At 40.2% G+C, this 24392-nt stretch carries 23 protein-coding genes and 1 pseudogene; 11 read left to right on the forward strand and 13 right to left on the reverse strand.

What is annotated here, in order from left to right; translation table 11 throughout:
• Nucleotides 1-124 precede the first annotated feature (124 nt).
• Nucleotides 125-286 (forward strand): annotated as a pseudogene (locus IQ274_RS36285) (sigma-70 family RNA polymerase sigma factor); the annotation flags it as partial.
• 143 nt (nucleotides 287-429) lie between these two features.
• Here IQ274_RS36285 and IQ274_RS04650 read toward each other — a convergent pair.
• Complete coding sequence (locus IQ274_RS04650; protein ID WP_163935802.1) at nucleotides 430-1356, reverse strand: alpha/beta fold hydrolase; 927 nt, start codon at nucleotides 1354-1356, stop codon at nucleotides 430-432.
• A gap of 324 nt (nucleotides 1357-1680) precedes the next feature.
• Here IQ274_RS04650 and IQ274_RS04655 point away from each other — a divergent pair, with 324 nt between their 5' ends.
• The 4 genes from IQ274_RS04655 to IQ274_RS04670 all read left to right on the forward strand — a co-directional run bounded on the left by IQ274_RS04655 (nucleotide 1681) and on the right by IQ274_RS04670 (nucleotide 4780).
• Complete coding sequence (locus IQ274_RS04655; protein ID WP_163935799.1) at nucleotides 1681-1833, forward strand: lmo0937 family membrane protein; 153 nt, start codon at nucleotides 1681-1683, stop codon at nucleotides 1831-1833.
• 90 nt (nucleotides 1834-1923) lie between these two features.
• Nucleotides 1924-2808 carry a shikimate dehydrogenase gene (locus IQ274_RS04660; protein ID WP_194141575.1) on the forward strand — a complete coding sequence of 295 codons (885 nt, stop codon included), beginning with the start codon at nucleotides 1924-1926 and terminating at the stop codon, nucleotides 2806-2808.
• Between the two features lie 453 nt (nucleotides 2809-3261).
• Nucleotides 3262-4464 carry an alpha/beta hydrolase gene (locus tag IQ274_RS04665; protein WP_194141576.1) on the forward strand — a complete coding sequence of 401 codons (1203 nt, stop codon included), beginning with the start codon at nucleotides 3262-3264 and terminating at the stop codon, nucleotides 4462-4464.
• A 76-nt stretch (nucleotides 4465-4540) separates the two neighbouring features.
• Nucleotides 4541-4780 carry a hypothetical protein gene (locus IQ274_RS04670; RefSeq protein ID WP_194141577.1) on the forward strand — a complete coding sequence of 80 codons (240 nt, stop codon included), beginning with the start codon at nucleotides 4541-4543 and terminating at the stop codon, nucleotides 4778-4780.
• A gap of 46 nt (nucleotides 4781-4826) precedes the next feature.
• Here the strand turns inward: IQ274_RS04670 and IQ274_RS04675 are convergent, their stop codons facing one another.
• The gene (locus IQ274_RS04675; protein ID WP_194141578.1) at nucleotides 4827-5438 is read right to left on the reverse strand and encodes a hypothetical protein; all 612 of its coding nucleotides are present in this window, start codon (nucleotides 5436-5438) and stop codon (nucleotides 4827-4829) included.
• A 217-nt stretch (nucleotides 5439-5655) separates the two neighbouring features.
• Between IQ274_RS04675 and IQ274_RS04680 the strand changes: the two genes are divergently transcribed.
• Entirely contained in the window at nucleotides 5656-6087 is a 432-nt protein-coding gene (locus IQ274_RS04680) for a biotin carboxylase (protein WP_163935789.1), read from the forward strand.
• A gap of 235 nt (nucleotides 6088-6322) precedes the next feature.
• Here the strand turns inward: IQ274_RS04680 and IQ274_RS04685 are convergent, their stop codons facing one another.
• From IQ274_RS04685 to upp, 3 genes are all read right to left on the reverse strand, one after another.
• Complete coding sequence (locus IQ274_RS04685) at nucleotides 6323-6601, reverse strand: YggT family protein (protein WP_012410570.1); 279 nt, start codon at nucleotides 6599-6601, stop codon at nucleotides 6323-6325.
• A 128-nt stretch (nucleotides 6602-6729) separates the two neighbouring features.
• The gene (locus tag IQ274_RS04690) at nucleotides 6730-7083 is read right to left on the reverse strand and encodes a hypothetical protein (RefSeq protein WP_163935787.1); all 354 of its coding nucleotides are present in this window, start codon (nucleotides 7081-7083) and stop codon (nucleotides 6730-6732) included.
• 77 nt (nucleotides 7084-7160) lie between these two features.
• Nucleotides 7161-7811 carry a uracil phosphoribosyltransferase gene (upp, locus tag IQ274_RS04695; RefSeq protein ID WP_194141579.1) on the reverse strand — a complete coding sequence of 217 codons (651 nt, stop codon included), beginning with the start codon at nucleotides 7809-7811 and terminating at the stop codon, nucleotides 7161-7163.
• 399 nt (nucleotides 7812-8210) lie between these two features.
• Between upp and crtH the strand changes: the two genes are divergently transcribed.
• Nucleotides 8211-9701 (forward strand): carotenoid isomerase, encoded by a 1491-nt coding sequence (crtH, locus tag IQ274_RS04700; RefSeq protein ID WP_194141580.1) that lies wholly within the window; start codon nucleotides 8211-8213, stop codon nucleotides 9699-9701.
• 420 nt (nucleotides 9702-10121) lie between these two features.
• Nucleotides 10122-10526: a hypothetical protein gene (locus IQ274_RS04705; RefSeq protein ID WP_114082889.1), complete on the forward strand. Its 405-nt coding sequence runs from the start codon at nucleotides 10122-10124 to the stop codon at nucleotides 10524-10526.
• A 210-nt stretch (nucleotides 10527-10736) separates the two neighbouring features.
• Here IQ274_RS04705 and IQ274_RS36290 read toward each other — a convergent pair whose 3' ends face one another.
• Both IQ274_RS36290 and IQ274_RS04710 read right to left on the reverse strand, forming a co-directional pair.
• Nucleotides 10737-10928, reverse strand: coding sequence for a hypothetical protein (locus IQ274_RS36290; RefSeq protein ID WP_012410565.1), 192 nt, complete (start codon nucleotides 10926-10928; stop codon nucleotides 10737-10739).
• A 524-nt stretch (nucleotides 10929-11452) separates the two neighbouring features.
• Complete coding sequence (locus IQ274_RS04710) at nucleotides 11453-12058, reverse strand: DUF3318 domain-containing protein (protein ID WP_163935781.1); 606 nt, start codon at nucleotides 12056-12058, stop codon at nucleotides 11453-11455.
• Between the two features lie 267 nt (nucleotides 12059-12325).
• Between IQ274_RS04710 and IQ274_RS04715 the strand changes: the two genes are divergently transcribed.
• Complete coding sequence (locus IQ274_RS04715) at nucleotides 12326-12586, forward strand: hypothetical protein (RefSeq protein WP_194141581.1); 261 nt, start codon at nucleotides 12326-12328, stop codon at nucleotides 12584-12586.
• A gap of 82 nt (nucleotides 12587-12668) precedes the next feature.
• Here IQ274_RS04715 and IQ274_RS04720 read toward each other — a convergent pair whose 3' ends face one another.
• The 3 genes from IQ274_RS04720 to IQ274_RS04730 form a co-directional block, all read right to left on the reverse strand.
• Complete coding sequence (locus tag IQ274_RS04720) at nucleotides 12669-14342, reverse strand: iron uptake porin (RefSeq protein WP_194141582.1); 1674 nt, start codon at nucleotides 14340-14342, stop codon at nucleotides 12669-12671.
• Nucleotides 14343-14474: 132 nt separating this feature from the next.
• On the reverse strand, nucleotides 14475-15104 hold the full coding sequence (locus tag IQ274_RS04725; RefSeq protein ID WP_163935775.1) for a Crp/Fnr family transcriptional regulator: 630 nt from the start codon (nucleotides 15102-15104) through the stop codon (nucleotides 14475-14477).
• A 722-nt stretch (nucleotides 15105-15826) separates the two neighbouring features.
• The gene (locus tag IQ274_RS04730) at nucleotides 15827-17074 is read right to left on the reverse strand and encodes a glycosyltransferase (RefSeq protein WP_163939491.1); all 1248 of its coding nucleotides are present in this window, start codon (nucleotides 17072-17074) and stop codon (nucleotides 15827-15829) included.
• A 1073-nt stretch (nucleotides 17075-18147) separates the two neighbouring features.
• On the opposite strand from IQ274_RS04730, the gene IQ274_RS04735 reads away from it, so the two are divergent.
• Nucleotides 18148-19590: a hypothetical protein gene (locus IQ274_RS04735; RefSeq protein ID WP_194141583.1), complete on the forward strand. Its 1443-nt coding sequence runs from the start codon at nucleotides 18148-18150 to the stop codon at nucleotides 19588-19590.
• A 511-nt stretch (nucleotides 19591-20101) separates the two neighbouring features.
• Here IQ274_RS04735 and phoU read toward each other — a convergent pair.
• Genes phoU through IQ274_RS04750 form a run of 3 tightly spaced genes read right to left on the reverse strand, consistent with a single transcriptional unit; the run spans nucleotide 20102 to nucleotide 22924 of the window.
• Nucleotides 20102-20770 (reverse strand): phosphate signaling complex protein PhoU, encoded by a 669-nt coding sequence (gene phoU / locus IQ274_RS04740; RefSeq protein WP_163930522.1) that lies wholly within the window; start codon nucleotides 20768-20770, stop codon nucleotides 20102-20104.
• 28 nt (nucleotides 20771-20798) lie between these two features.
• Nucleotides 20799-22118, reverse strand: coding sequence for a sensor histidine kinase (locus IQ274_RS04745; protein WP_194141584.1), 1320 nt, complete (start codon nucleotides 22116-22118; stop codon nucleotides 20799-20801).
• Nucleotides 22119-22171: 53 nt separating this feature from the next.
• Complete coding sequence (locus IQ274_RS04750) at nucleotides 22172-22924, reverse strand: winged helix-turn-helix domain-containing protein (RefSeq protein WP_012410556.1); 753 nt, start codon at nucleotides 22922-22924, stop codon at nucleotides 22172-22174.
• 466 nt (nucleotides 22925-23390) lie between these two features.
• Here IQ274_RS04750 and IQ274_RS04755 point away from each other — a divergent pair, with 466 nt between their 5' ends.
• Nucleotides 23391-24374 (forward strand): hypothetical protein, encoded by a 984-nt coding sequence (locus IQ274_RS04755; protein ID WP_190934100.1) that lies wholly within the window; start codon nucleotides 23391-23393, stop codon nucleotides 24372-24374.
• Nucleotides 24375-24392: the final 18 nt, after the last annotated feature.

Raw genomic sequence — 24392 nt, forward strand, 5'->3', positions numbered from 1 at the left:
ATTTCATTTTTAGAAATCTTTCAGGATGCTATAAGCATTATTTATAGTTTTAGTATTATATAGCACCTTAAAATACGTAAACTAAATTAGCGATCACTCTTTGGGAAAAACTTTTTGGTTTACTGTTAATTGTCAGGTGTTAATTCTTAAACGCCTGCCCCCTGAAGTTAGCTGGAAAGAATTATCTGAGGAGTTTACCTTGTCAATTCCGACGTTAAGCAGTTTTTATCAGCGCCAGTGTATACCACGTTTGCGTAAATTCGCTGAATCGGAGGGATTGTTTTAAACAAGGAAGAAGGAGAGCCAGTTCGTTGCAAACTTTCCCGAAGATAAAAAGACCTCTCCCTGGTTTGACTAACCAAAATCTATCTTTCTCCAAATCGGAGAGGGACAGACTTTAATAAAGTTCAAGACAGTGAGAGGTTATTATTAATTGTTGATAGATAAAATCCAATCGCCTAAAAGTTGATTTACTCTATCGGGTACTTCATCATGGGGACAATGACCGGCTGTTAAAAAGTGTTCCCTGAGTTCAGGATAATATTGACGAAATTTTTGAGAACGTTCTCTAGCATTCATCCAAGGGTCAGCTTCTCCCCACAACATTAATAGAGGACAAGTTAATTGCTTTAGTAGCACATCAACTTTTTCCCCTTGAGGAGTGCTAAATACTGAAACAAACACATCCAACGCACCAGGATCGTAAGCAGGGCGAGAAATTTCTTCTATTAATTGGTCTGTAATAGCACTCTTGTCAAGATAAACTTTTTCTAGAGTTTGACGAATTACCCAACGTTGTCGCACGTACTGAAATAACAAAAACTGGGCTAGAGGTTGTTGAAAAATCCACTTAGTGCCGTCACCAAGAAGTTTTTGCAAATTAGCCGATTGTTTGGGAGGCTGAATTTCTGATTGTAAAGCTTCAGGCTCAGATGTAGGCTGCCTTTCGCTAAAAGGCCCGGCGCTATTGAGCAAAACTAAACCAGCAGCACTGTCAGGACGCTGTGCTGCAACACACAAGCCAGCGTAGCCACCAAGGGAATTACCCGCTAATACTGCTTTTTGACCAATTACTTCACTGATAAAATCATGGAGTTGGTCGCGCCACAAGTCGCCACTGTACTGCAATTTTGGTTTTGCCGATCGCCCGAATCCCAAAAGATCGATCGCAAATACTTCAAAATCTTGACACAATCCGGTGATATTTTTGCGCCAGTGGTCTGTGGAAGCACCAAATCCATGTACCAAAAGCAACGGCGGACGTTGCGCTTGCTTCTCTCCCGCACGCACATAGTAAACGTTGTGCCCGCGCCACTGCCAATATTTACCAGGAATTGGGGCTGTAGTTGCCTGCATGATTCAAAGAATTGTTAAGTAGCTTTAATAATTGTAGTGTAGAGCAGAGGGTTAGCTTTTGACTTTTGACCCTTGACCTGAAAAGAAAAAGATACAAGCCTCTAATATTATTTATGGAGATTGTAATTTTGACTTTTGAAAGTGCTGCTCCTATATGGTCTAAGAATATAAATCTAGCTATTCAAAAATAATAAATGCTTTCAAATTACCTCTTAAGAAAGATGATTTAAATTTCCCAATCTATCTTCAGGTAAATAGGAGAAAAATCAAGTTAGACGATAAAATATTTGAACAAATAAAAATCACCTTACTAAAAGTAAATATATGTTAGGTATACTTTGGGGTATTGTTGTTGTACTGGTTGCTTTTTGGGCATTAGGATTAGCACTTCATATTGCTGGAAATTTAATTCATGCAGTATTACTTATAGCTATTGCACTTGCCATTTACAATTTTTTCAAAGCCCGTGATGTGTAAGAATTGGGTAAATGTGTAGTGATAATAAAGACTGGAATCCTTGCGTTATAAGAATTGAGCAGGGAAAAATCACTACTGATTTATTGACAAATGGCAAATGACAAATTGATTACAGGTAAAACTAAACTGCTAGGGGTAATTGGGCATCCGGTAGAACATTCGCTGTCGCCAGCAATGCATAATGCTGCGATCGCTAATTTAGGATTAGATTATGTTTATCTTCCCTTTCCCATAGCACCAGAGAATTTAGAAGTAGCGATCGCAGGCTTTGCCGCTATTGGTGTTGTCGGCTTTAGTGTTACAATCCCGCACAAACAGGCAATCATGCCCCTGCTCTCAGAAATTACCCCTCTTGCTCAAATGATAGGGGCTGTGAATACAGTTAGTCGCCAAAATAACCAATGGGTGGGGACAAACACGGATATAGAAGGATTTATCGCCCCTTTGCAGACAACCTATCAGCAAGATTGGAGTCAGAAGGTAGCGGTGATTTTAGGCAATGGTGGCGCAGCCAGGGCAGTTGTCGCAGGTTGTCACCAACTAGGTTTTGCCAAAATTCATGTTGTTGGGCGGAATGTGCAAAGATTACAAAAATTCCGCGATAGTTGGAGCAATTCACCTATAAGTGAAAATTTGCAAGTTCACCAATGGGAGGAACTTTCAAAGCTAATTCCCCAAGCTAATCTGCTGGTAAACACAACCCCCATAGGGATGTATCCCAAGGTTGATGAGTCGCCTTTGAGTGGAGAAGAAATAGCGAATTTACCAACAGGTGCGATCGCTTACGATTTAATATATATCCCTAAACCGACGAAATTTCTAGAGCAAGCTGAAAAACAAGGTGCAATTGCGATCGATGGCTTAGAAATGCTAGTTCAGCAAGGGGTAGCAGCATTAAAAATTTGGTTGCAGCAGGAAAATGTACCTGTAGAAGTGATGCGCCAAGCTTTGCAAAAGCATTTGGGTTTAAGTTGATAGAGAAATAATTCCCCTGAGAGGTTGTTTGAAAAGTATTTCACTGTAACTTTAGACACTTTTAGATCCCCCCTAACCCCCCTTAAAAAGGGGGGAACTGGAATTAAAGCCCCCCTTTTTTAAGGGGGGTTGGGGGGATCGATAACGTTTTGCTACCGACGAAAGGACTTTTAAAACATCCTCTGAGCTAGATTGCTTTTAGTGATAGCTTTTTAAAATGCGTAAGTCGCTCTTAAAGTGTGTCTATAAACCTTGTTTACATGAGGTTTATAGACACACAGATAGGTGATAAAAAACAAGTGGTTGTATAACCCACGTTCGTGGGCTAGCCTTTTAATGCCAAAGACGCTGCGCTAACGGTAACGTCAAGGGCGAATGTTTGTGTAGCCGCGATATTCCATTCGCCGGGACTAATTTATTTGCTTTGCAGTCATTATTACCGCATTCTAATTTATGTTTCTCAAACCCCAAATAGTTTTTTCATGGCTTGTATTATTACTAAGTTTGACAAGTCTATTTCTTAGTTCTTGGATTCTTCTTCCAGCTCCAAATATGTCTTTACTCACCCTAGCGGTAGGAGCGCCGGAAGTTAGCCCTTGGTTATTGTTATTAAATTTATTCTCTTTATTGCTTTCTTTTTTCTGCATCCGTCGCTATAAAATACGGCGTTTAACTTCCATTTTCAGTTCAATAGGATTGCTAATTTGTGCATGGGTGCTAGTGAATATACCGCTAACTCAAATGCAGATGGATAAAGCAATGAAGCAAGGTTTGGGAACGGATTATCTAGAGCAAATTCCAGTCCAAGTAAGGGCTAAAATGCAAACCAATCCCTTTGATTTAGTGAATTCTTTTCGGGGTATTGCATTAGGTAAAATCCGTTATCAAAAAGATATTCTTTTTGCTTCCCCTGCGGGAGTGCCTTTAAAAATGGAAGTTTACCAACCCCCACAGGTGGGGAAATATCCAGCAGTGGTAGTAATTTATGGCGGAGCTTGGCAATATGGTAATCCTCATGCCAATTCTGAGTTTAATCAATATATTGCTCATCAGGGATATACAGTATTTGCCATCGACTATCGACACGCACCGAAATATCAGTTTCCAACTCAGTTAGATGACGTGCGTACAGCCTTAAATTTTATTCGCAAAAATGCAGCAAGTTATGAAGCCGATCCAGAACGGATGGTACTTATAGGACGTTCTGCGGGAGCGCACCTAGCAATGTTAGCGGCTTATCAACCAGATGCACCACCCATTCGGGCTGTAGTCAACTATTATGGCCCTGTTAACTTACCTGGAGGATATAAAACACCGCCATTTCCCGATCCGATCAACACCCGCGCTGTTTTAAAAGCATTTCTCGGTGGTTCATTAGAAGAATTGCCTAATCAGTATAAAATTGCTTCACCAATAAATTACTTGACGCACCCTTTACCACCAACTTTATTAATTTACGGCAGTCGTGATCATTTGGTAGAAGCTCGATTTGGAAGACAGATGTACGAAAGTTTACATAACTCTGATAATACTGCGGTTTTTCTACAAATTCCTTGGGCAGAACACGCTTTTGATGCAGTTTTCAACGGTGTGAGCAATCAATTAGCGTTGTATCATACCGAGAGGTTTTTGGCTTGGGTGTTGTTTAAGCAATAATTTATTAACATAGAGCAGCATTCAGAGCATAAAGACTCATTCACGAGTATCAAAGACTCATCAACGGAGTTCTGAGGTGGATGAACGAGTATCAAAGGTGGATGAACGAGTATCAAAGGTGGATGAACGAGTATCAAAGGTGGATGAATCCAGTTCAAAGGTGGATGAATCCAGTTCAAAGGTGGATGAACGAGTATCAAAGGTGGATGAATCCAGTTCAAAGGTGGATGAACGAGTATCAAAGGTGGATGAACGAGTATCAAAGGTGGATGAACGAGTATTAAAGGTGGATGAATGGAGTTCTGAGCCTCATTAACGAAGTTCAAAGGCTCATTTAAATTTAATCAGTACTCAGCACCTTACTATTTTTGCGGCCAACGCCAGTTATAGCGATTCCATTCGTAGATTCCTTGAATTTCATACTCAGCACCGTTGAAGAAGCGGACGACGCAGTTAGTAGAGGAATCATCGCGCTCTCTAATTTCCTCGACCTTAATCACCATACAAGGAAACCATTCGCGCTTACAAGGCCCATCTTTTTGCACCCATTCCCATAGTGCATTGGAAACTTCAATGCGATCGCCTACTCTTAACTTTAGTGCATCCTCAAAATAAGAATACTTATCAAAATGGCATGACTCAACACGATTGAGCCACTGCAAACCATAGCGTTCCCGGATAAATTGTACTGTTCCAGAGTCATTATCTAGCAGCCAGTCATTAAGTAATTGCACTTTCCAAGTGCGGTTGCGCTGTTCTTCATCTTTAACAAACTGTAAAAATGCTTCTAACTCTTCTGGTGTAAGTTCGTCTAAAGGATTAGCAATATCTGATGCCCTAGAGATAGAATTTCCCTGAATTTGCTCGACCACTTGCAGTAAAATCTGTTTCTGCGTGTCAGTGAGAGGACAGCTTGCTGCATCACAATCATTAAAGGCTGCGAGCATAGATGCTTCAATCTCATCTGGAGTCATAAGTTAATCGCAATTGAGGGTTTATTTCCCTAATTATTACTTTTTCTAGAGTGTGTAGGGGAGTTTTGATAACTCCTATGCGGATATCACAAGAATCCTACCTCTGATAACAGTGGGTACAAAAGGTTAAATTAAAGTCTTCAATCCTGTTGTAGTTAAATTCAGGTAAGCTGAGGTTATAAGTTACATATTTTTGGATTAAGTAACGGGGTCTTGTATGCGGTTGCGGTCACTCACGGTCGTTTTTATTTCCTGTATCATCGCCTTGCTATCGTGGGTGATTACTCCCCCTGCTATAGCTTTGACACAGATTAAATTATTTGATGTTTCTTATAAAGATTGTCCGCCAGAACTGGCACAAGGGGCTGTTATAAGTAGTGGTAGCGCTGCTGCCAATTGTTTTATTGTCATTGGCAAAGCAGAAAATGGCACTAATAAAACAGTCTACGACGCAGATATTTTTGGACGCATCTATGATGCCAACAATGACTCAGTGATGCAAAACCGCACTCGATTAGGTTCTATTACTGAAGTGCCGCCAGGGATTAGCGATTTTCAACTGAGAATTACTGTACCGGCAAATCAACCTACTCCGTTGAAGCTGAAGCAGTTTAAGGCTGCTGGATTTAGTGGTCAAGTGCGTAGGTAAAAGCAAGCTGTCGCGCATTTAATTTGCATAACTAATGCCCACCCCACAAAAAATTTATTTTTGGCGGATACAAACTAAAAGATTTTTAGCTTACCAATTTTAGATTTGAGATTTAGGAGTCGTGCGTTATTCCGCACAAAAAGAGGTTTTCCAGTCAGTATTTTAGACGCAATAAAAATTGTAGAGACGCAAATTTTAATTTGCGTCTCTACAAAAGTTTTTATTGGGGTAGCAATCAAAATCCTTGCGCGAATGGCAAACGAGCTAAGGTTCTCAGAAGATCGCCAGCTAAGTTGAGTGCTAAGAAAGCTAAGATCGGAGAAAAATCCATACCGCCCAATGGGGGAATAATTGAGCGGAATAGATTCAAATAAGGATCGCTGATCTGGGCTAAAGCGGCAAATGGCTGGTTATACCAGTTGATTGTCGGGAACCAGGTCAACAAAACCCGGATAATTAGTAAATAGCTATAAAAGGTGACAAAGGTAACTAGTGTGGTAATCAGTAAACTCATAGATGGCTTGGTTTCCTACTAAGTGTCAAACGCGGTCTTGTCTTTCTAATTTTAATTTAGTCTATGTCATGGAGTTTGCAGATTTACCACTGGCCACACAAGACATTTTCACCACGCCTGAACTAATTTCAGGAGTCTTTAGTGAGGGTGCGATCCTTGCTGGCTTGGGGTGAATCGCCATTTACATTTCCTAGCTGCTTTCGCACATCATCAATTGTGGCATTTAGCTGGGCAATTTTATCTTCTAGCGATCGCCTAGCTGTTTCTATGCCGATGCTCTCACTCTCTGAGGCTTTCATCTGACGGCGCTTTGCTGCTATTTTTTTCGCTTCGACTTGGCTATCCGTCAGTTCTACCTCATCGTCTGCTAGCAATTCTGGATTGCGTCGAGAAGCTATCAGTGCGCCGATAACACCGCCAAATACGCCACCGACAAAGGCCCCTGCTAAAAAACCACTGCCAAAACCATCTCGTTGACTCATATCTTTACCGCCTTCAACAAACCTTGCAACTTTTACAGTAGTTATGCTATCTTTATCTGCCCTAGCTGCATACTAGCTTAAGTCCCAAATGTGCGATCGCCTGCATCTCCTAATCCCGGTACAATAAACCCCTTACTGTTGAGTTTTTCGTCAATAGTAGCGGTGTAAATGATTAAACCTGGATAAGCTTCACTCAGTTTTTGCAAAGCTGGTGGAGCCGCCACTACGCAAACAATCCGGGTCAGGGAAGGATCGGCACCCCGTTGTGTTAATTCTGCCATTGTAGCCATGATCGACCCTCCTGTTGCCAACATGGGATCGGTAATTAACACTCGTGTTTGGGGGTCAAATTTTTCTGGCAACTTGTTTAGATAACAATGAGGTTGCAATGTTTCTTCATCTCGCGCCAAGCCAAGATGGTAAACCGATGCTAAAGGTAATAAAGTCTGCGCTCCTTCGAGTAATCCTAGTCCAGCTCGCAGAATCGGTACTACTGCTACTGGTATTTGCGGATCGATCACAGTTGCTGGACAGGTATCCAAAGGAGTCTGTACTGCTGTTTCTTGGGTCGGCAACCAGTCTCGCGCAGCTTCATAAGTCAGCCATCTTCCCAACTCAGTCATGGCGCTGCGAAATAATACTGAAGGCGTGCCTGCATCACGGGCGACTGCCAGCCAGTGTTTGATCAGGGGATGGGGTGGAACATAAACGCGCAATTGTAGCGTCATAGCCAGAAATAGGCGACTTTTTATTGTACAAGAACTGAAACACCATAATACTCTTTCCTGCATCCGGCTGACAGCTAAAATTAATACTCTCCAATTTATTGAGAAATTATTTCATTAGTAGTTGACATCTATTCTCAATCAAAGCTATATTATTATCCAGTGTTCTCCTCTCTTTTAAGGATCGGCAGACGGGATTGGCCAGCAGTAGCAGGCTCGTCCCTCTTTTTTTTGATTGGTCATTGGTCATTTGTCATTAGTTAAATTAAATATTGATTGACTCTAGACAAAGGACAAATACTTCTCTACGTTCGCGCAGCGTGTCGCAGACAGACGCTACGCGTTAGCGGAGCTTTCGCTTTAGCGATACGCTCAGTACAAAGGACAAAGGACAAATGACTAATGACTAATGACGCAATCGTGATTGGGTCTGGTATTGGCGGATTAGTAACAGCGACCCAACTAGCAGCTAAGGGGGCGAAAGTGCTGGTGCTGGAACGTTATTTGATTCCAGGTGGTAGCGCTGGTTATTTTGAACGCCAAGGCTATCGATTTGATGTTGGTGCATCGATGATTTTTGGGCTGGGACAAAACGGCACTACAAACTTACTTACCCGCGCTTTGGCAGCTGTGAATGTTAGCCAAGATGCGATCGCAGATCCGGTACAGATTCACTATCATCTACCCCAAGGTTTAGACCTGAAGGTTGACCGGGTTTATGAAAAATTTTTGCAAAATCTTATTGCTCATTTTCCCCATGAAGAAAAAGGGATTCGTCGCTTTTATGACGAATGCCAAAAAGTATTCAAGTGTCTCAACAGCATGGATTTACTGTCCTTGGAAGAACCTCGGTATTTACTGCGGGTATTTTTCCAGCATCCCTTGGCGTGTCTCGGTTTAGTTAAGTATCTGCCCCAAAATGCTGGGGATTTTGCCAGACGCTACATCAAAGATCCTAAACTATTAAAATTTATCGATATGGAATGTTATTGCTGGTCGGTGGTTCCGTCAGACATGACACCAATGATTAATGCTGGGATGGTCTTTTCTGACAGGCATTATGGCGGAGTTAACTATCCCAAAGGCGGAGTAGGACAAATTGCCCAAAAACTGGTGGAAGGTCTAGAGAAAGCTGGGGGTAAGATTCAGTACAAAGCTAGAGTCACGAAAATCCTCACAGAAAAGGGAAAAGCGGTAGGTGTGCAACTAGCGAATGGTAAAGTATATCGGGGTAAACGCATAGTTTCTAACGCCACACGCTGGGATACGTTTGAGCAACTACTACCAGCAGAAGAAATGCCACTTAATGAGAAAAAATGGCAACAGAATTATCAAAAATCTCCCAGCTTCTTGAGTTTACATATAGGGGTAAAAGAGTCAGTTTTACCAGTGGGGACAGAGTGCCACCATATTTTGCTGGAAGGTTGGGAAAATATGACAGCGGTGGAAGGGACAATTTTTGTTTCGATTCCCACATTGCTTGATTCAGATTTAGCACCAAGTGGATATCACATCATTCATGCCTTCACGCCTCACGGGATTGATGATTGGCAAGAACTTTCTCCAAGCGAGTACGAGGCGAAGAAAGAAGAGGCGGCTGGGCGAATTATTGACCGCCTAGAGAAGATTTTTCCTGGCTTAGATGCTGGATTGGATTATCTAGAGGTAGGTACACCCCGCACCCATCGCCGCTTTTTGGGTCGTCAGGATGGCACTTATGGGCCAATTCCCAGGCGTAAGCTGCGGGGGTTATTGAAGATGCCCTTTAATCGCACAGCCATTCCAGGACTTTATTGTGTCGGGGATAGTACCTTTCCTGGTCAGGGATTGAATGCAGTAGCTTTTTCTGGGTTTGCTTGCGCCCACCGGATTGCTGTAGATTTAGGATTTTAATGCGATCGCAGCGCATGGCTGCTAATCTGAGAAAATTAAATATTAACCCAGATCAGTTAGTTTAATTATTTTGGTACCTACCTTTAGATAGATAGGGTAAACCCTATCAGTTGCTCGTCAAAAATTGCTTGCTAGTAATGAAAAATAAAACTTTATATCCGAAAAATCTAAAACGCATCTTTGATTTATTTTGTCAATGTGTAATCTCTAGTATCAACGAATAAATTAGTAAGGCCTTCTCAGGGCTTAATATATATTCATGCTTTCAGTAGATGTCGTTATGACTTGATAAGTGTGACTATGTATATGTTCTCGAACAATAAATAGTTGCTTTGTTGTTAAGATAAAAAATCAAATTTTATCTGACTATAGTAACTTTGGTTTTTAGCCAATTGTTTGATGTTTTGAGAAGGTAACACAATGAATAAAATCCTAAAACGCACACTTCTACCTAGCCTCATGGCTGCAAGTTTAGCTGGTGTAACTTTGGTTCCCGCTAAACCGGCTGCTGCTGATGATCAAGTACTACGAGATGCAGGTATTGGGGCTGTTACCAATGTCGTCACTGGAGCCGTTAGGGGAAATGGTAGTGTATTAGGCAATGCTGTCAAAGGTGGTGTCACTGGTGCGGCTGTCAATGGTGCAAATGGTCTGAGAAACACTCGCAATCGCCATCACCGGAACATTGGTCAAGATGTTGGAGTCGGTGCAGGTGCTAGCGCAGTGACCGGCGTAGTTACTGGCGATAGCAGAGATACCCTTGGGAATGCTGTTGACGGTGCAGCTGTAGGTGCAGCAATCCATCTACTGACCAATGGCAAATAATTTGTAAATTCATCAGCGAAAATACTTTCCAATTGTTAACAGGTTCCACTTGTAAACACTACGAATTTATTCCTCCCCTAATTCCTCTCCTTTGAGGATGATCAAAGACAACCCCCTTTCCCTAGTAGGGAAAGGGGGTTGATGGGTTAGATTGATATTGGGATATACGCCACCGTCACATTTAGATGACGTTAGGCTTAATACTAAACTCTAGCCCTTCAACGCTTTTCTAAAGTTTCGACGATAGGATTGATTCGTAATAAACAAAGCTGGCCATAGCAAGGATAAACCAATGCGATTGGTCAAAGTTGGATTAAAATTAGTCCGTCCAAATCCATTCCAAAACTTCCAAACGCCACCTCCGTAAACCCCTATCAAGCCAATAACAATTAAAGTACCCATTCCTATCAACTCCGTTAGTAACTGACAGAATTTAAGTTAAGTTTTACCACACTAGTAGTTCGCCAAGTGAACTTGGCGGGGTAAAGAGGAAGGGGGAAGGGGAAAAGGGTTTAGATCCCTTACCCTTTCCCCTTTGCCCTTTCCCCATCCCTCACTCAGCATTTTTGGGTTGGCAGACTACTAGGTAAGCACTTCATAAGCAACGCCGAGAAGGTATGACAAAACTCCCCAGTTTTTTACATCTAAGTCAGTTAAACACACATTCTCTGATTCCAGTGTAGAATAGCCCCATGCTTTGCAGCTAGCTAGAAGCTCATGTATTGCATTCCGTTAGAATCTGTGAGCTAAATGCACAAAGTCGTATTTGTGGCTAAAAGGTTGCTGTAGTGATAAAAAAGTATAAATTATGATGCTAAAAATTAAGCTTAGAGAACACAAAAACCTCATCTAATTTTAGATGTTGTGGGAGCGATCGCTGCCATAAACCCATACATTGCCACAAATGGGCAACAGAGACATTTCTTCTACTTATCATAACTTTCTGGTATACCCACTGGTGATAAGCCTGCGATCGCTCTAAGATTTTGGCAACGAATCAACTCAGTAAAATTTAAACCAGAACGCCCTTCAATTTTTGCTACCGCTTCAATTGCTAACAATAGGTGCTGCGCTGCTTCAGCTTCTGAATAACCGCGCCGTTGTGCGATGCGAATTGCTGCTGCATCGGCATTTAACTCTGACTCTTGAGATTTATTAGTACGCCAGATCCGAAAAGCAGCGATCGCACTTAATCCCCCGGCTATGGCTACACCCACCACATCTGACTGTGATGCTTCTAATAAGCCGCCTATCATCCCCACTAGCACGACACCTTGATAAATGTCGGGTTTAAACCACTTCACCCCCGTCAACCAGCTAACCATCTGCAACAGCAGCAAATCTCGTTGCGCCTTTGCTAGGCAACGCCATAAATCGAAATTAATATATATTGGTCGCGTCTGATACCAGGGTTGGGGAAAGGACGCATCAATCACTTTTGCCTGTTCCGGCTTACTAACAATTTTTGTCGTCATCCGGCCAGAAGCAGGCATTACATCTAATAAACGGCGAATTTCAACATTTGGCTCCATAAATTTAATTATTAGCCATAATGTGCATAGTAATTATTTTAGTTACCATTTGTGTTAACCTTTGATTTGTGAGATGCTCTCGCAATCTTTCTAAATAGTTATTCTATTAGTAAAAATCTCTCTAAATGGCGATTTGTAAATAGTTTAGACAAAGCCATAAGAATATTGATAAAGCAGTTTGATAGTGTGGCGGGATTTTATAGTATCCGTTTGCCCCCAAATTCAAAACCTGAAAGTTTTGGATAACCATTGATATTACTGAACGATATGGACGCTTTTGCTACCCTCCCACCTGAATGGACGAATCAGGCAATACACGCTTATGAATTTTGCTGTCCTAATTGCCACTCAACTAGCCGAGAAGCTGAAAAAGTTTGGCTAAATCGGCGTTCGCCTGTACTTACAGAAGACCGTCGTCGCAAATGGCAAGAGTTCTATTATTGCCACTGTGCTACTGTGTGGTGGGCTTGGAGTAATGATCGCCCCCCTAAAGATATATCCAATCAGCCAGACTATAATGCTACATAGCTAATTTTTTCCCTGAACAAAAGCCCACCTCAAGGCGGGCTTTTGTTTATCTAATTCTGAGCTTTATTTGCCATCACCAATTTTAGAAGGTAAAGGTAGTACGCAGAGTACCTACATAGATGGTATCGTTAGCGTCGTTGTGTTCAGGATTGAAGATTACCAACAAGCCAGGCGTGACCTGGATATTATCAGAAACCTTGAACTTGTAAAGACCCTCTAAGTGATAAGAGGTATCGGTGTCCAAGTTATTAACTGTTTTGATGCTGCCACCAGTAACTTTGGGTGGTTGACCAAAGATAACACCTAAAACGTTGCCTTCTCCACCTAAGTCTTTTAAAGCAAGCGATCCAGCCCAGTACCAAAGGTCTGCATCTCTACCAACGTTAACACCACTCCTAGCATCAGCAGTTGTATAACCTCCCCAACCACTAATAGCCAACTTAGAGCCAAGTTGGAATGTCGCTTCTACACCATAGTTGTTAGATTCAGTACGAGCACCAGTTCCAAAGGGGTTATTGGCAAAGGTGCTACCTGTACCTTGGAAAAGGCTGTTGGCAGCATTGCCAGCGAAGTAACTACGGGCATAGGTCAAACCAATATTGAAGGCTTTGGTGGGTTTGAAAGTTAATTGACCAAAGATAGTGTTATCGCCATCAAAGAGACCGTTACTAAGTCCGGGATTATTAGCACCAAAGACACCATTACCAGTTGAAGGTGCTAAATAAGCACCAGTCAAGCTGATAGCTTCGTTAGGATTGAAAGTAACAGTCAAGCCAGCACCATTTTGACCTTGACGGTAGATGGGGCTGAAACGTCCATATCGAGATAGCGCACCTCTACCAGAACTTGCAAAGTCAGGGTTAAAGGTGTTTACGTTTTCATACAACTCACCGCCACTAGCGTCAACCTTGACACGCACTGCGTCAGTGAAGTTGAAAGCATAGTTAATTTTATCGATCACAACAGAGTTGTTGCTATCTCCATCATAACCCAATCGGGTCATGTTGGTACCACTACCGCTTGCCACACCACCAACAACACTACCAACGTTGGAAACGATATTGCCCGCATTTAAACGGATTTGCAACTGGTCTTTACCAGTGAAACTGCTGTACAAGTTCAAACGCACCCGATCAGAGAAAACAGTGTTGCTGTTTAAGTCTGGATTATTGTTAGGGTCGGCATCTGTATCAGCCCTATTTCCACCAAAAACATCAGACACGTTGAAAATTGCTTCCCCAACCAACTTGGTGGTAGTGGAGAACTGATTAGCTTCAAGTTCAGAAGTGCGGGCTTCTAATCCATCCACACGACCGCGCAGAGTTGCTAATTCAGCAGAATATTCTTCTTGTAAACGCTGTAAAGTAGCTAAATCTTGTTTGCTGACTAAATCAGCAGTAGCCGTAGCAATCAGTTCGTTAACCCGATCTAAACAGGCATTCAAACCTGCGGCAAATTCATAACGGGTCAAAGCACGGTTCCCACGATAGGTACTGTTAGGATAACCTGCAATACAGCCGTAGCGCTCAACTAGAGATTGTAAAGCTTGGAATGCCCAATCTGTGGGTTGCACATCTGAAAATTGCGAAACTGATGTTACCTGACTCATCTCATTAGAGTCTTGAGCTTCAGATAACTGGGCAGCATTTGTTACTTGTTCGTTGACTTCAGCAGCTAGAGCGCTATTAGCAACAAAAAATGTCGCAGCTACAATAACTGGACTAACCTTAAAAAGATTCCAGAATCGCTTCGTCATGTTTATACTCTCACTCACACCTAAATAACCCGACCACTGTAAAATGCTTATAGCACTTTACTTTCGGGAATTTCACACACAATCACAGACACGATTATACATTACACTCTGTGAATTTTACAAGCAATTCAGCTAACATACTGCTGAACCATAATTTTTAATTAGTTTATTTGGTAAACGCAAAATAATGCGGCGTTTGTGACGTAGAACTGTTCCTTCTTCTTCCAATTGCTGTAAGAGGCGAGTAACTGTTACTCGCGTGGTATTTAATACTTCAGCAATATCTTGATGGGTAACATTTAAATCAATTAGTTTTCCCTTATCTATATCACGTCCAAATTTTTCACTTAACCACACCAAAAATTGCCATAAGCGTAGCGAAATTGGTTTTCGATGCACAATACTTAGTAGATCCTCTGCCTGTTGAATATGGGACAACAAAGCATTAATATCTTGATGCCATAAATGAGGAGGTACAATGCTTACTTCCACGCCTGTGAGACATTCAATTTGGTAGGGTTTGACCCTAGATAAAGGATAGCCAATCAGATCCCCTAATCCCCAATAACCGAGAGTGATGAATGTTCCATCTTCACTCCACGTTAAAGTACGAACGGCACCGTATTCAATACGCCAAAGTACATCATTTTGAAGTGGAATTACTTCCCTACGGGTAAATATCTGCTGGGGTAATTGTCCGCCGAAAGCAGAGCTATTTGACACGGCAGAAGAGTTTGAAGTAGGAGTTGTAGAATATATCATTAACAGTAACTACATAATTATCAGGGAATCTCGATATTTAAAATGATAAGAAACTCTAATAATTTGTATAAAACAAAATCCACCTGTGTATCTAATTATGTGTATTTTTAGCCATGAGAGCTAGAGACTAACTCAAAATCTTTTCATTGAAACAACTTCTTGTTTTAAGTATCTATGAGTTAGATAGATACTTAAATTTTTTTCAGTTGTTTATCTGTTACTTTAGTTGTGCAAGTTTAAGAATAGGTAAGCTTTTAGTAAAATATTTAGTTAAATTATTTTTATTGAGCAAGTTTTCAACCGAAAAAATTGGGTTTCTCTCGCTCCTATACTCCGTATGGGAACGAGCGAAACCGCATTAAGCTAAGTCATTAAGACTTGTGTATACACCGTAAGTATGTGTTGGGGAGGGAAAAAGATTTCTAATTTCCCGTTTTCATAAGCCAATACGCTTGGGTTTAGGCTATGCAGTGCCAAGAATAGTAAGAAAATCCCTCATCAAGTTTCTTAGAACCAGCGTAAATTCGTTCTACTACACTCTTTCAATATACAAGCGTGCAATTTTCCCCTTTTGACACGGTGATGCCTTAAATACAATTAAAAGTTTCAATAGCCAAAAAGGGATCAATTTAGCTGCTAGGTATCTTTTTTTACTACATTTATTTACCTCTATCCTGAAATTTAAGTTCGTTCTAAAGGCAAAAATCAAAATCTCGTTGTGATTATTTTATTTCGGTGACGCGCCAGCTAAGTTTCAAATTAATCCAAAAATTCCAGATAGTAGCAACTGCGATCGCAATAAAGTTGGCAATATAACGGTTAGGAATAATAAAATTGAATACCAAATTTAATACCAGTACATTCAATACCAATCCAGCAAGGCAAATGGCGTTGAACTTCAAAAACCGCTTCAGGCGTTGATGCCATTCTTGCTGTCTGGCGCTGACATCAGCAAATGTCCAAGCGTCATTCCACAAGAAATTATTTAAAATCGCAATTTCACCAGCGATAATTTTGCTGCGTGTCAGGGGCCAAGCCAAGGTAGTGGGATCACTGAGTAAATAAAGAATTGTCATATCCACAAATACCCCACTCAGTCCTACTAAGCCAAAGCGGATAAATCGGCCAATGGGGAAACCTGTTTGTTGAGTAAGTTTTTGTTTTTTATTACCTCCGGTTAGCCGTAACCTTACTAAATGGTGAATGTAATCTATGTATTGTTTCCATGTAACTTTGCTTTCACCCTCTTTGCGTTCACAAAATACATATCCAACTTCGGCAACTTCATCTACCTTTCCCCGACCGATTACTTCTAAGAGAATTTTGTATCCCACTGGATTTAGTGTTGCATTAGCGATCGCACTTCGACGCACCATAAAATAACCACTCATAGGGTCAGAAACTCTGCCCAGTACTCCCGGTAGAATAACCAAGCCTAATAATTGAGCGCCACGAGACAATAAACGTCTGACAACACTCCAGCTACTAACACCGCCTCCTTCAACATGACGACTAGCTACTGCCAAATCCGCTCCCTGTTCAACACTACGCAACAGTTGCATTAGCACCTCTGGCGGATGCTGCAAATCTCCATCAATTACCCCTAACACACTTCCCGTAGCTGCTTGCCACCCACGAATCACTGCCGAAGATAGCCCCCGTTCTTGTTCTCGTCGCATCACCCGCAACTGAGGGTATTCTGTTGTCAGAGATTGTGCTATTTCCCAAGTTCGGTCTGGGCTATCATCGTCTACCACAATTAGTTCATATTTTCCTGGAATTGATTCATCCAGTAATTGACTCAATATACTGACCACATTTTGGATGTTGTCACGCTCTTTATAAGTAGGAATTACTAGAGATAGATGGATAGATTCACCACTTATACCCACACCATGAGGGGGCAAGTCTGAAATCTTTAGTGGGCCCGTTGGTACTGCTAACAGCGAGTTGGATGAGTTTGTCTTCATAATTTCACATTTATCTGTAAAGACCAAAGGAAATAGAGTCGAACATCTGCGTGCTTTATTGACTGAACCTGGTTAGCCAAAGTTTTTTGTTACATTTAGATGTTCTGAAAAGTTTGATATCTGCCTCCTGCCTTATGAACGGAGGTTGGGTTTAAAACCCTTGTCTATTATCTCTGCACGTTTTATATATTCAGAAGTCCATAACTTCCTTTATGTGTAAGCTTTAAACCTTCAGTTACCCTTTGAAAAAATGATTTTTTCCATTTACTGATGAAACATAGTATTGGCATTATTGCTTCATGACTGTATCCACAGAGTGGCATATTACAGCACTTCCGCCAGCTATGAGGTACATCCTAAAAGCTGAAAGCAATGATAGGAGAGGGGCAAGGAGAAAACTATATTGCATAATAGCCGGAAGCGCTGTAACTGCATTTGCTCGTTTAATGTCACTATTATCTTGGCTGTTTTCAATAAACTTTGTTATTGATTCTATCCACATGACACACCCTGTACTTAGTCGCAAACATGACTTCAGTTGCTTTTTCAGTATTGAATCTTATCAGAAATGGTTTAGAATTGCTATACATCTCATGAATGATTTAGGATTGCTGTATTAATTGCTATATTGTTTTTTGAGTTTGGCGAGCGAGTAATAATTAAAGATGTTCAGTTTTCCTAAGTAACTTTATAGTACTCTTGAGTAAAATGCATTCAATTGTATATAATTATTATAACTAATGATAATACAATTGAAAATCGGATTGCAACTTGAAGTGTTTAAAACTAGCAAGGTAAACACCTAGCTTCATTTGAATTTTGGATTTAAAGACCTGTATTAAACTCACAATAAGCGCATATCAAATATTATTGACAAAACTAAAACTATAAAATAAAGGTTTATGGTTTGGTTTAGTTCTACAGGCTAAATAGCGAAGGCTTAAGTTATTAGCAATAAGCGGTACTGAATGGGATTACTTAGGTCTCTATTTAGATGATGAGTTTCTCATTCAAAATCTGTGCTTGCCTTGGTATTAAACCATTCTATATTGTTAATGAATGATTAATTATTTATGCTTATGCTAAATGCAAACAATTTATCTAACAGTAAGAAAAACCAAATATTATTAAGTTTCGCCATAATTTTTTCATTAATATTATGTGGAGAATTAGCAATTAGAGCTTATTCTTTTTATCTTGATGCTTTAGGTAATTCCACAGGTCGATATTTACCTGATTTTCCCAACCCTTTTGACCAAATAAGAACAGGCATAGAATTCCTTTTTTTAAACATTATATATGTTGTTTGGTTAACAATAAACAAAAACAAAGAAAAAGATATAACTTTTATAAAAATTTTAAAAAATAGTTCATTTTTTCTGTTAATTGCCTTTGCAGGTTATCCAATAACTACTGATATCAATTTGTATATACATTATGGTTTGATGTATTTAAATGGAATTAACCCTTTTCTGAATCCTGCAAGCACATTTACTTCAGAATTGTCTCCATTTCTTGTTTGGAAACAGACTTCTACTTATGGGCCTATATCTCAACTACTTTTTATATTTTCTGCCTTTTTCGTTGCAATTACTCCTAGTTTAGGAATTTATATATTTAAATTAATCTGTCTTTTATTCCATATATTAAATAGTTACTTAATTTGGGGGCATTTAAAAAACTCCCCTTATAAGATAAATGTGACAACTGCATATTTACTTAGCCCATTACTTCTGTATGAGCAGGTTACAAATGCCCATGTAGATGTCTTCATTTCTACCATTTTAATTATTTTGATAATATGCCTTAAAAACTATAATTATCTAGCTGCAATTGTTACAGCTTGGATTGGTTTTCTAATTAAAACATTACCAATTGTTTGGTTGCCTCTAATTTTTGTTTATTTGATTAAGCAACAACGTTGGAAAATTTTATTTAGTGCCATTTTTATCTCTGTAGCTATAATTTTTGCAACTTCTCTGATAGCTTTACCTTCAGTCGATGCTTGGACAAGCCTTTTCAATCCTGGCGTTAAAGACAGAGTAGGCGGTTCATTATATTCTTTGATTAAGAATGTACTAAGTTATAAAATTCTAAAACTTCCTGTAACTTTTCAAGCAACTGTATTCTCAACATTTAAACCTATAATCTTTTCTATATTTGTAATTTCTTATTTAATTATTCTGGTAAAACCATATTTGAAAAAAACATATTCTGCAACTAGTTTTAGTACAAATATAGGATGGATTACCTTAATATTATTTTTGTTTGCTGCTCCTTGGTATTGCTCTTGGTATTCCTCTGTGCTGCTGGCAATCGTAGCTTTAAATATAGATTCCAATTCAAAAAGATTCGTGATTACTAGCATCCTCTTTTGTAGTAGCAGTACTGTTTTTTACTATCTGCTACGAGGTATCCGACTGTACGATTTTTTAACGGTTTTACCAACCTTAGCAGTAATTATATTTTGGCTTGTACGTGATATCCAAGCTCTAAAAAAACCACTGAAAAACTGAATCAAAAGCTACAATTTTTATAATTAAACAGTAAATATTTTTCTATCTGCTCATACAGATTTATAATTATAATCGCTAATTTTGTGGTAATAATAATAAAAATTTCATGCCTATAATTTGCCAATTATAAAAGCCAAAAATTTTATTGTTCTTCACTACTTATTATGCCAAATCTTTGTAGGCTAAAACAGCCCTGTACTTAAAAATCTATACGTTACTCACATCTTTCTTTACAATCTTTTAACCTTTGTTTTGTAAACATCTGAGAGACTTAGGGATTAGGCATACTTGACAAATTCACGCTTAATATTCTTGCTAATACTGCGTTTTTATTGAGAATTAACGACTAACTAATCAAGGTTAGAAAAACAAAAGCGATCGCTATCGCAAATGTTAAGACAGATCCGGATAATGGATAGTCTTAAAAAGAGGGGAACTGAAATCAAGATCCACCCCATTTATCTGGGAGCTAGAGGTAGTGACTTTAGGCTGTTGACTAATGAACCGTCAATTAAGAGCGTTGACCGGTGACAATATATGCTACCCTCTGACCAATATTAGTTGCATGATCTGCCATCCGTTCTAGACAACGAATTGCCAGTGCTAGCAGCACAATTGGCTCGACTACACCGGGTACATCCCGTTGTTGGGCTAAAGTTTGATAAACGCGATCGTAAGCATCGTCTACAGTGTCATCTAGGTGCTTTAAACGGCGACCACCGCCTTCATCGAAATCTCCCAAAGCCTTCAAGCTAGTTGCTAGCATCGCCTGTGCGTGAAGGGACATGGCTTCAATTTCAGATAAACACGTATGAGGCGCATAAGGAAAAATTTTAATCGCAATCTCAGCTAAATCTTCAGCATAATCGCCAATGCGCTCTAAGTCTCGCACCAATTGCATAAAGGCACTCAAGCAGCGCAAATCTTGAGCCGTAGGCGCTTTCAGCGTCATAATCGCCGTACAGTCTGATTCGATTTGACGATAAAAGCGATCAATCTTTTTATCTAATAGAGGAAGTTCCTTTGCTGCTGTTAAGTTACGAGCAAATAACGCTTGGTGGCTGAGGCGAAATGATTGTTCTACCAAAGCACCCATGCGTAATACGTCCCGTTCTAAGCGCCTAATGGCGCGTGCTAGTTCGGGTCTTTGAGGATTGGAACCATAATGGACAGCTTTCACACTTGTTGTCTTAAAGGTGAAGATATTACTAACTATAGTCTTGGCTTAAGGAGTTTGCCATAACTTCAGGAAATTGAAGTTGCATCCACGCACCACCGGTTTCTGGATGGTTCATAGCTTTGATTGAGCCACCGTGGGCGATCAGAATTTGCTCAACGATCGCTAATCCTAATCCATTGCCAACGATCGCCCCGATGGAGTTACTATCTTGTGGGGAATGGGTTCGCGCCTTATCTCCTCGATAAAATCGCTCAAAAACGTGGGGTAAATCTGCCTCAGAAAATCCGACTCCAGAATCAATAAGATTTATTTCTAGAATTTGGGAAGTACCATCATGATTTTTTGTTGATAAGATTTTCGCTTCAACACGAATACTTGTAGAAGGAGGACTGTATTTAATACTGTTGTCTAGCAAGTTGAGAAAAACTTGGAAAATCCGGGCTTGATCTGCTTTAATCCAAAGATTTTCTGGGCCAGAATAAGAAAGAGATAGATGTTGGCGCTGTGCTAACGGTTCTAGTGTTTCCCAAACAGATGTAATTAGCGATCGCAATTCTACAGCTTTGGCTTGCAATTGCATGGTTGGGTTTGCTTCCATTTGAGTCAGGTCTAACCAGCTTTGCACTAAGTTAATCAGCCGATCAACTTCCTGCATCAAACGGTTAACCCAACGATTTAGAGGTGGTTCCAAGCGGATTTGTAAAGTTTCCACCACCAAGCGAATCGAAGTCAAGGGCGTTCTGAGTTCGTGGGCTAAATCAGAAAAAGAGCGATCGCGTACTTGATTTATGTCTAATAGCGGTTGACGATTTTCTAAAAATACTCCTACTTGTCCATTAGGTAAAGGCAAACTAGATGCCCGCAAAGCTAGAGATTTGATTGTTGACATTTCTGCCGCATCATCAAAAGATGGATGAAAAATCCATTCTCCCGTCTGTAGTTTTTGCCTATCACGAGTTTGCTCAATTAAATGGTCAAGTTCGTAAGACCGTACTAACTCTAGTAGTAAGCGTACTTCTTCTGGTTGCCACCTTTGCAGATACAAAATTTCCTGCGCTTGCCGATTACACCACAGCAGCTGATTTTCCTCATCTACCTGCAAATATCCCACTGGTGCAAAATCTAGCAAGTCTTGGTAAGTTTGCAATGATTGCTGCAAATCTTGCCGTTGCTGTTTCACCATCGCTATTTCCTGCCATAAACCAGGAATCAGCAGCAGTCCCTTCTTGTCAGAATGCGAGGTTAACGGTCGGAATAAGCGCCCCAGGTAGCGGTTAAGTTGAACCTGTTGCCAAATCCAAAACCCAATGCCTACTGCTAAACCCAGAAAAAATCCCAATAAAAGCATTTGAGTTGTTAGTTTGTTGGTGACTACTAAAAACTAACAACTATCTAAACTAATTATCCAAACCTATAGCCAAAACCTCGTACAGTCACAATATATTCGGGATGACTGGGGTCTTGCTCTAATTTTTCGCGCAACCAGCGAATATGAACGTCTACGGTTTTACTATCACCAACGAAATCTGGCCCCCAAACCTGATCTAGTAATTGTTCCCGCGACCATACCCTCCGGGCATAACTCATAAACAATTCCAGCAAGCGGAACTCTTTAGGTGAAAGGCTCACCTCTTGACCACGAACCAGCACCCGACATTCTTGAGGATTCAAGGTAACATCTTTGAATTTTAATACTGGTAGTTGTGGTAAATTACTTAGGCGTTGGCGGCGGAGTAAAGCGCGGCAACGAGCTACTAACTCACGCATACTAAAAGGTTTGGTCAGGTAGTCATCTGCTCCCACCTCCAACCCCAGAACGCGGTCAGTTTCACTACCTTTAGCACTCAGCATTAAAATCGGTACTGGGTTTCCTTGATGACGCAGCAAACGGCATATATCTAGCCCATTGATTTGCGGCAGCATCAAATCAAGAATGATCAAATCAAAGGGAACTTCCCCTGAGTTGGTTTCAAAACTTTTGAGATACTCTATAGCAGATCGCCCATCGGGTGCAGTTATCACCCCGTAACCTTCTTCTTCCAGGGCTACAGCTAGCATTTCCTGGATTAATTCTTCATCTTCTACTACTAGAATACGGCTGGTTTGTCCAATTTCCGTTCTGGCAGAGTATTTGGTCGATTCAGTGGTATACATTGATATCACAAAAGTCTGGGACTGTGCTTGTATCAATTAGCATGATTAAACTTATTATCTCGCCTTAGTGCTACGGCGCTTGTGCCAGGGTTAATTCTTTTAGATTTTCTTTACAAAAAGTAATACATTCAACATCATTCTCCTAAATCACCATGATTGCCAGCTTTTAATACTTTGTTGGGTGGCGCAATTATATAAAGCATTATCTTGACAAAAAGAGATGAGGTTAGGTATATTTATCTTAGTACAAAAGTACTAATAAGTCTCAAAGGGAAAACTATAACTGAAAAATAGAAGGACATAACTGTGGAAAATTCGTACCACCTAAGTGTCCTATGTCGATCAATTCAGTATTTCCACTGCGTTAAAAATGTTGATTTAAAGGCTACTCTGATGTCTGCATAGGGTAGTCATTGGTATGGCTTGCTACCCAATAAATCATTTGCCTATTGAAGGGAGTTGGAAGATGACTACAGTTGGAGTCAAGGACAGCAAACAACAACTAATGCAAGCATTTCAACAAATTATTATCCAAAGAAAAAAGCTGGAATCTAAAATAGCAACCAAACAAGAGGAAGCAGACAAGGCAAAAAGTCAAGAAATTCTGCAAGCAGCTTCTGCATATACGGTTGATAGTATTGTCAAAGGTTTAGCTGATTTACAATTGGAGTTTGGCAGTATTCTCAATGCGTTATCTGAAAAACTAGCTCAGGAAAATTCTAAGTTAGATGAATTGAACCGAGCTATAGAAATTGAAACTCAACGCTTACAAGAGCTTCAACAAATCAGAGTTGTAGCGGATACTCTAGACATTTTAAGTCAAGAACACCAAGAAAAATTAAAAACCCTAGAGCAAGATACTATCAGCAAAAGGGAAGCACTAGAAAAAGAAATTACAATTAGGCGGAAAGAATGGCAAAAAGAGCAAGCTGAGTATGAAGAAAAACTCCAAGAGTATAACGATTTATTAGTCAAAGAGCGCCAGCAAGAACAAGAAGAATCTCAATATAAGTTAGAAACGACTCGTAAACTCAATACAGATAGCTACGAAGCGATAAAGCGCCAACAACAAAGGGAAATACAAGAGAATTCTCAAAAGAAAGAGAAAGATTGGGCACAACGAGAAAAGATATTCGCTGAACGCCAACCACTGTTTGCAGACTATGAGCAAAAGGTAACTACATTTCCTAACGAACTGGAAGAAGCCGTTAAGAAAGCTAGAGAAGAAGCAATTAAAGAAACAAGCCAAAAAGCTAAGATTGAGGCTGATTTATTTGAGAGAGAATGGGAATCTAACAAACAGAGTTATGAACAAAAAATTCAATCTCTGGAAGAAACAATTAAGAAACAGTCTGAGCAAATAGAAGGTATCTCTGCTCAATTGCAAACTGCATTAAAACAAGCACAAGACTTAGCTATGAGGGCTTTTGGTAGTTCTAACCCTAAATAGTTACGAGTTTGTAGCATC

Source organism: Nostoc sp. LEGE 12447 (assembly GCF_015206985.1).
Taxonomy (GTDB): domain Bacteria; phylum Cyanobacteriota; class Cyanobacteriia; order Cyanobacteriales; family Nostocaceae; genus Nostoc.

What these genes read in the sequence shown, in the direction of transcription:
- crtH (WP_194141580.1), top strand. Translation starts at nt 8,211, where the DNA reads ATGACTAATGACGCAATCGTGATTGGGTCTGGTATTGGCGGATTAGTA.
- IQ274_RS04705 (WP_114082889.1), top strand. Translation starts at nt 10,122, where the DNA reads ATGAATAAAATCCTAAAACGCACACTTCTACCTAGCCTCATGGCTGCA.
- IQ274_RS04735 (WP_194141583.1), top strand. Translation starts at nt 18,148, where the DNA reads ATGCTTATGCTAAATGCAAACAATTTATCTAACAGTAAGAAAAACCAA.
- IQ274_RS36290 (WP_012410565.1), bottom strand. Translation starts at nt 10,928, where the DNA reads ATGGGTACTTTAATTGTTATTGGCTTGATAGGGGTTTACGGAGGTGGC.
- IQ274_RS04680 (WP_163935789.1), top strand. Translation starts at nt 5,656, where the DNA reads ATGCGGTTGCGGTCACTCACGGTCGTTTTTATTTCCTGTATCATCGCC.
- IQ274_RS04660 (WP_194141575.1), top strand. Translation starts at nt 1,924, where the DNA reads ATGGCAAATGACAAATTGATTACAGGTAAAACTAAACTGCTAGGGGTA.
- IQ274_RS04745 (WP_194141584.1), bottom strand. Translation starts at nt 22,118, where the DNA reads ATGCTTTTATTGGGATTTTTTCTGGGTTTAGCAGTAGGCATTGGGTTT.
- IQ274_RS04665 (WP_194141576.1), top strand. Translation starts at nt 3,262, where the DNA reads ATGTTTCTCAAACCCCAAATAGTTTTTTCATGGCTTGTATTATTACTA.
- IQ274_RS04655 (WP_163935799.1), top strand. Translation starts at nt 1,681, where the DNA reads ATGTTAGGTATACTTTGGGGTATTGTTGTTGTACTGGTTGCTTTTTGG.
- IQ274_RS04755 (WP_190934100.1), top strand. Translation starts at nt 23,391, where the DNA reads ATGACTACAGTTGGAGTCAAGGACAGCAAACAACAACTAATGCAAGCA.
- IQ274_RS04690 (WP_163935787.1), bottom strand. Translation starts at nt 7,083, where the DNA reads ATGAGTCAACGAGATGGTTTTGGCAGTGGTTTTTTAGCAGGGGCCTTT.
- IQ274_RS04730 (WP_163939491.1), bottom strand. Translation starts at nt 17,074, where the DNA reads ATGAAGACAAACTCATCCAACTCGCTGTTAGCAGTACCAACGGGCCCA.
- IQ274_RS04715 (WP_194141581.1), top strand. Translation starts at nt 12,326, where the DNA reads ATGGACGCTTTTGCTACCCTCCCACCTGAATGGACGAATCAGGCAATA.
- IQ274_RS04725 (WP_163935775.1), bottom strand. Translation starts at nt 15,104, where the DNA reads ATGATATATTCTACAACTCCTACTTCAAACTCTTCTGCCGTGTCAAAT.
- IQ274_RS04675 (WP_194141578.1), bottom strand. Translation starts at nt 5,438, where the DNA reads ATGACTCCAGATGAGATTGAAGCATCTATGCTCGCAGCCTTTAATGAT.
- IQ274_RS04650 (WP_163935802.1), bottom strand. Translation starts at nt 1,356, where the DNA reads ATGCAGGCAACTACAGCCCCAATTCCTGGTAAATATTGGCAGTGGCGC.
- upp (WP_194141579.1), bottom strand. Translation starts at nt 7,811, where the DNA reads ATGACGCTACAATTGCGCGTTTATGTTCCACCCCATCCCCTGATCAAA.
- IQ274_RS04710 (WP_163935781.1), bottom strand. Translation starts at nt 12,058, where the DNA reads ATGGAGCCAAATGTTGAAATTCGCCGTTTATTAGATGTAATGCCTGCT.
- IQ274_RS04750 (WP_012410556.1), bottom strand. Translation starts at nt 22,924, where the DNA reads ATGTATACCACTGAATCGACCAAATACTCTGCCAGAACGGAAATTGGA.
- IQ274_RS04685 (WP_012410570.1), bottom strand. Translation starts at nt 6,601, where the DNA reads ATGAGTTTACTGATTACCACACTAGTTACCTTTGTCACCTTTTATAGC.
- IQ274_RS04720 (WP_194141582.1), bottom strand. Translation starts at nt 14,342, where the DNA reads ATGACGAAGCGATTCTGGAATCTTTTTAAGGTTAGTCCAGTTATTGTA.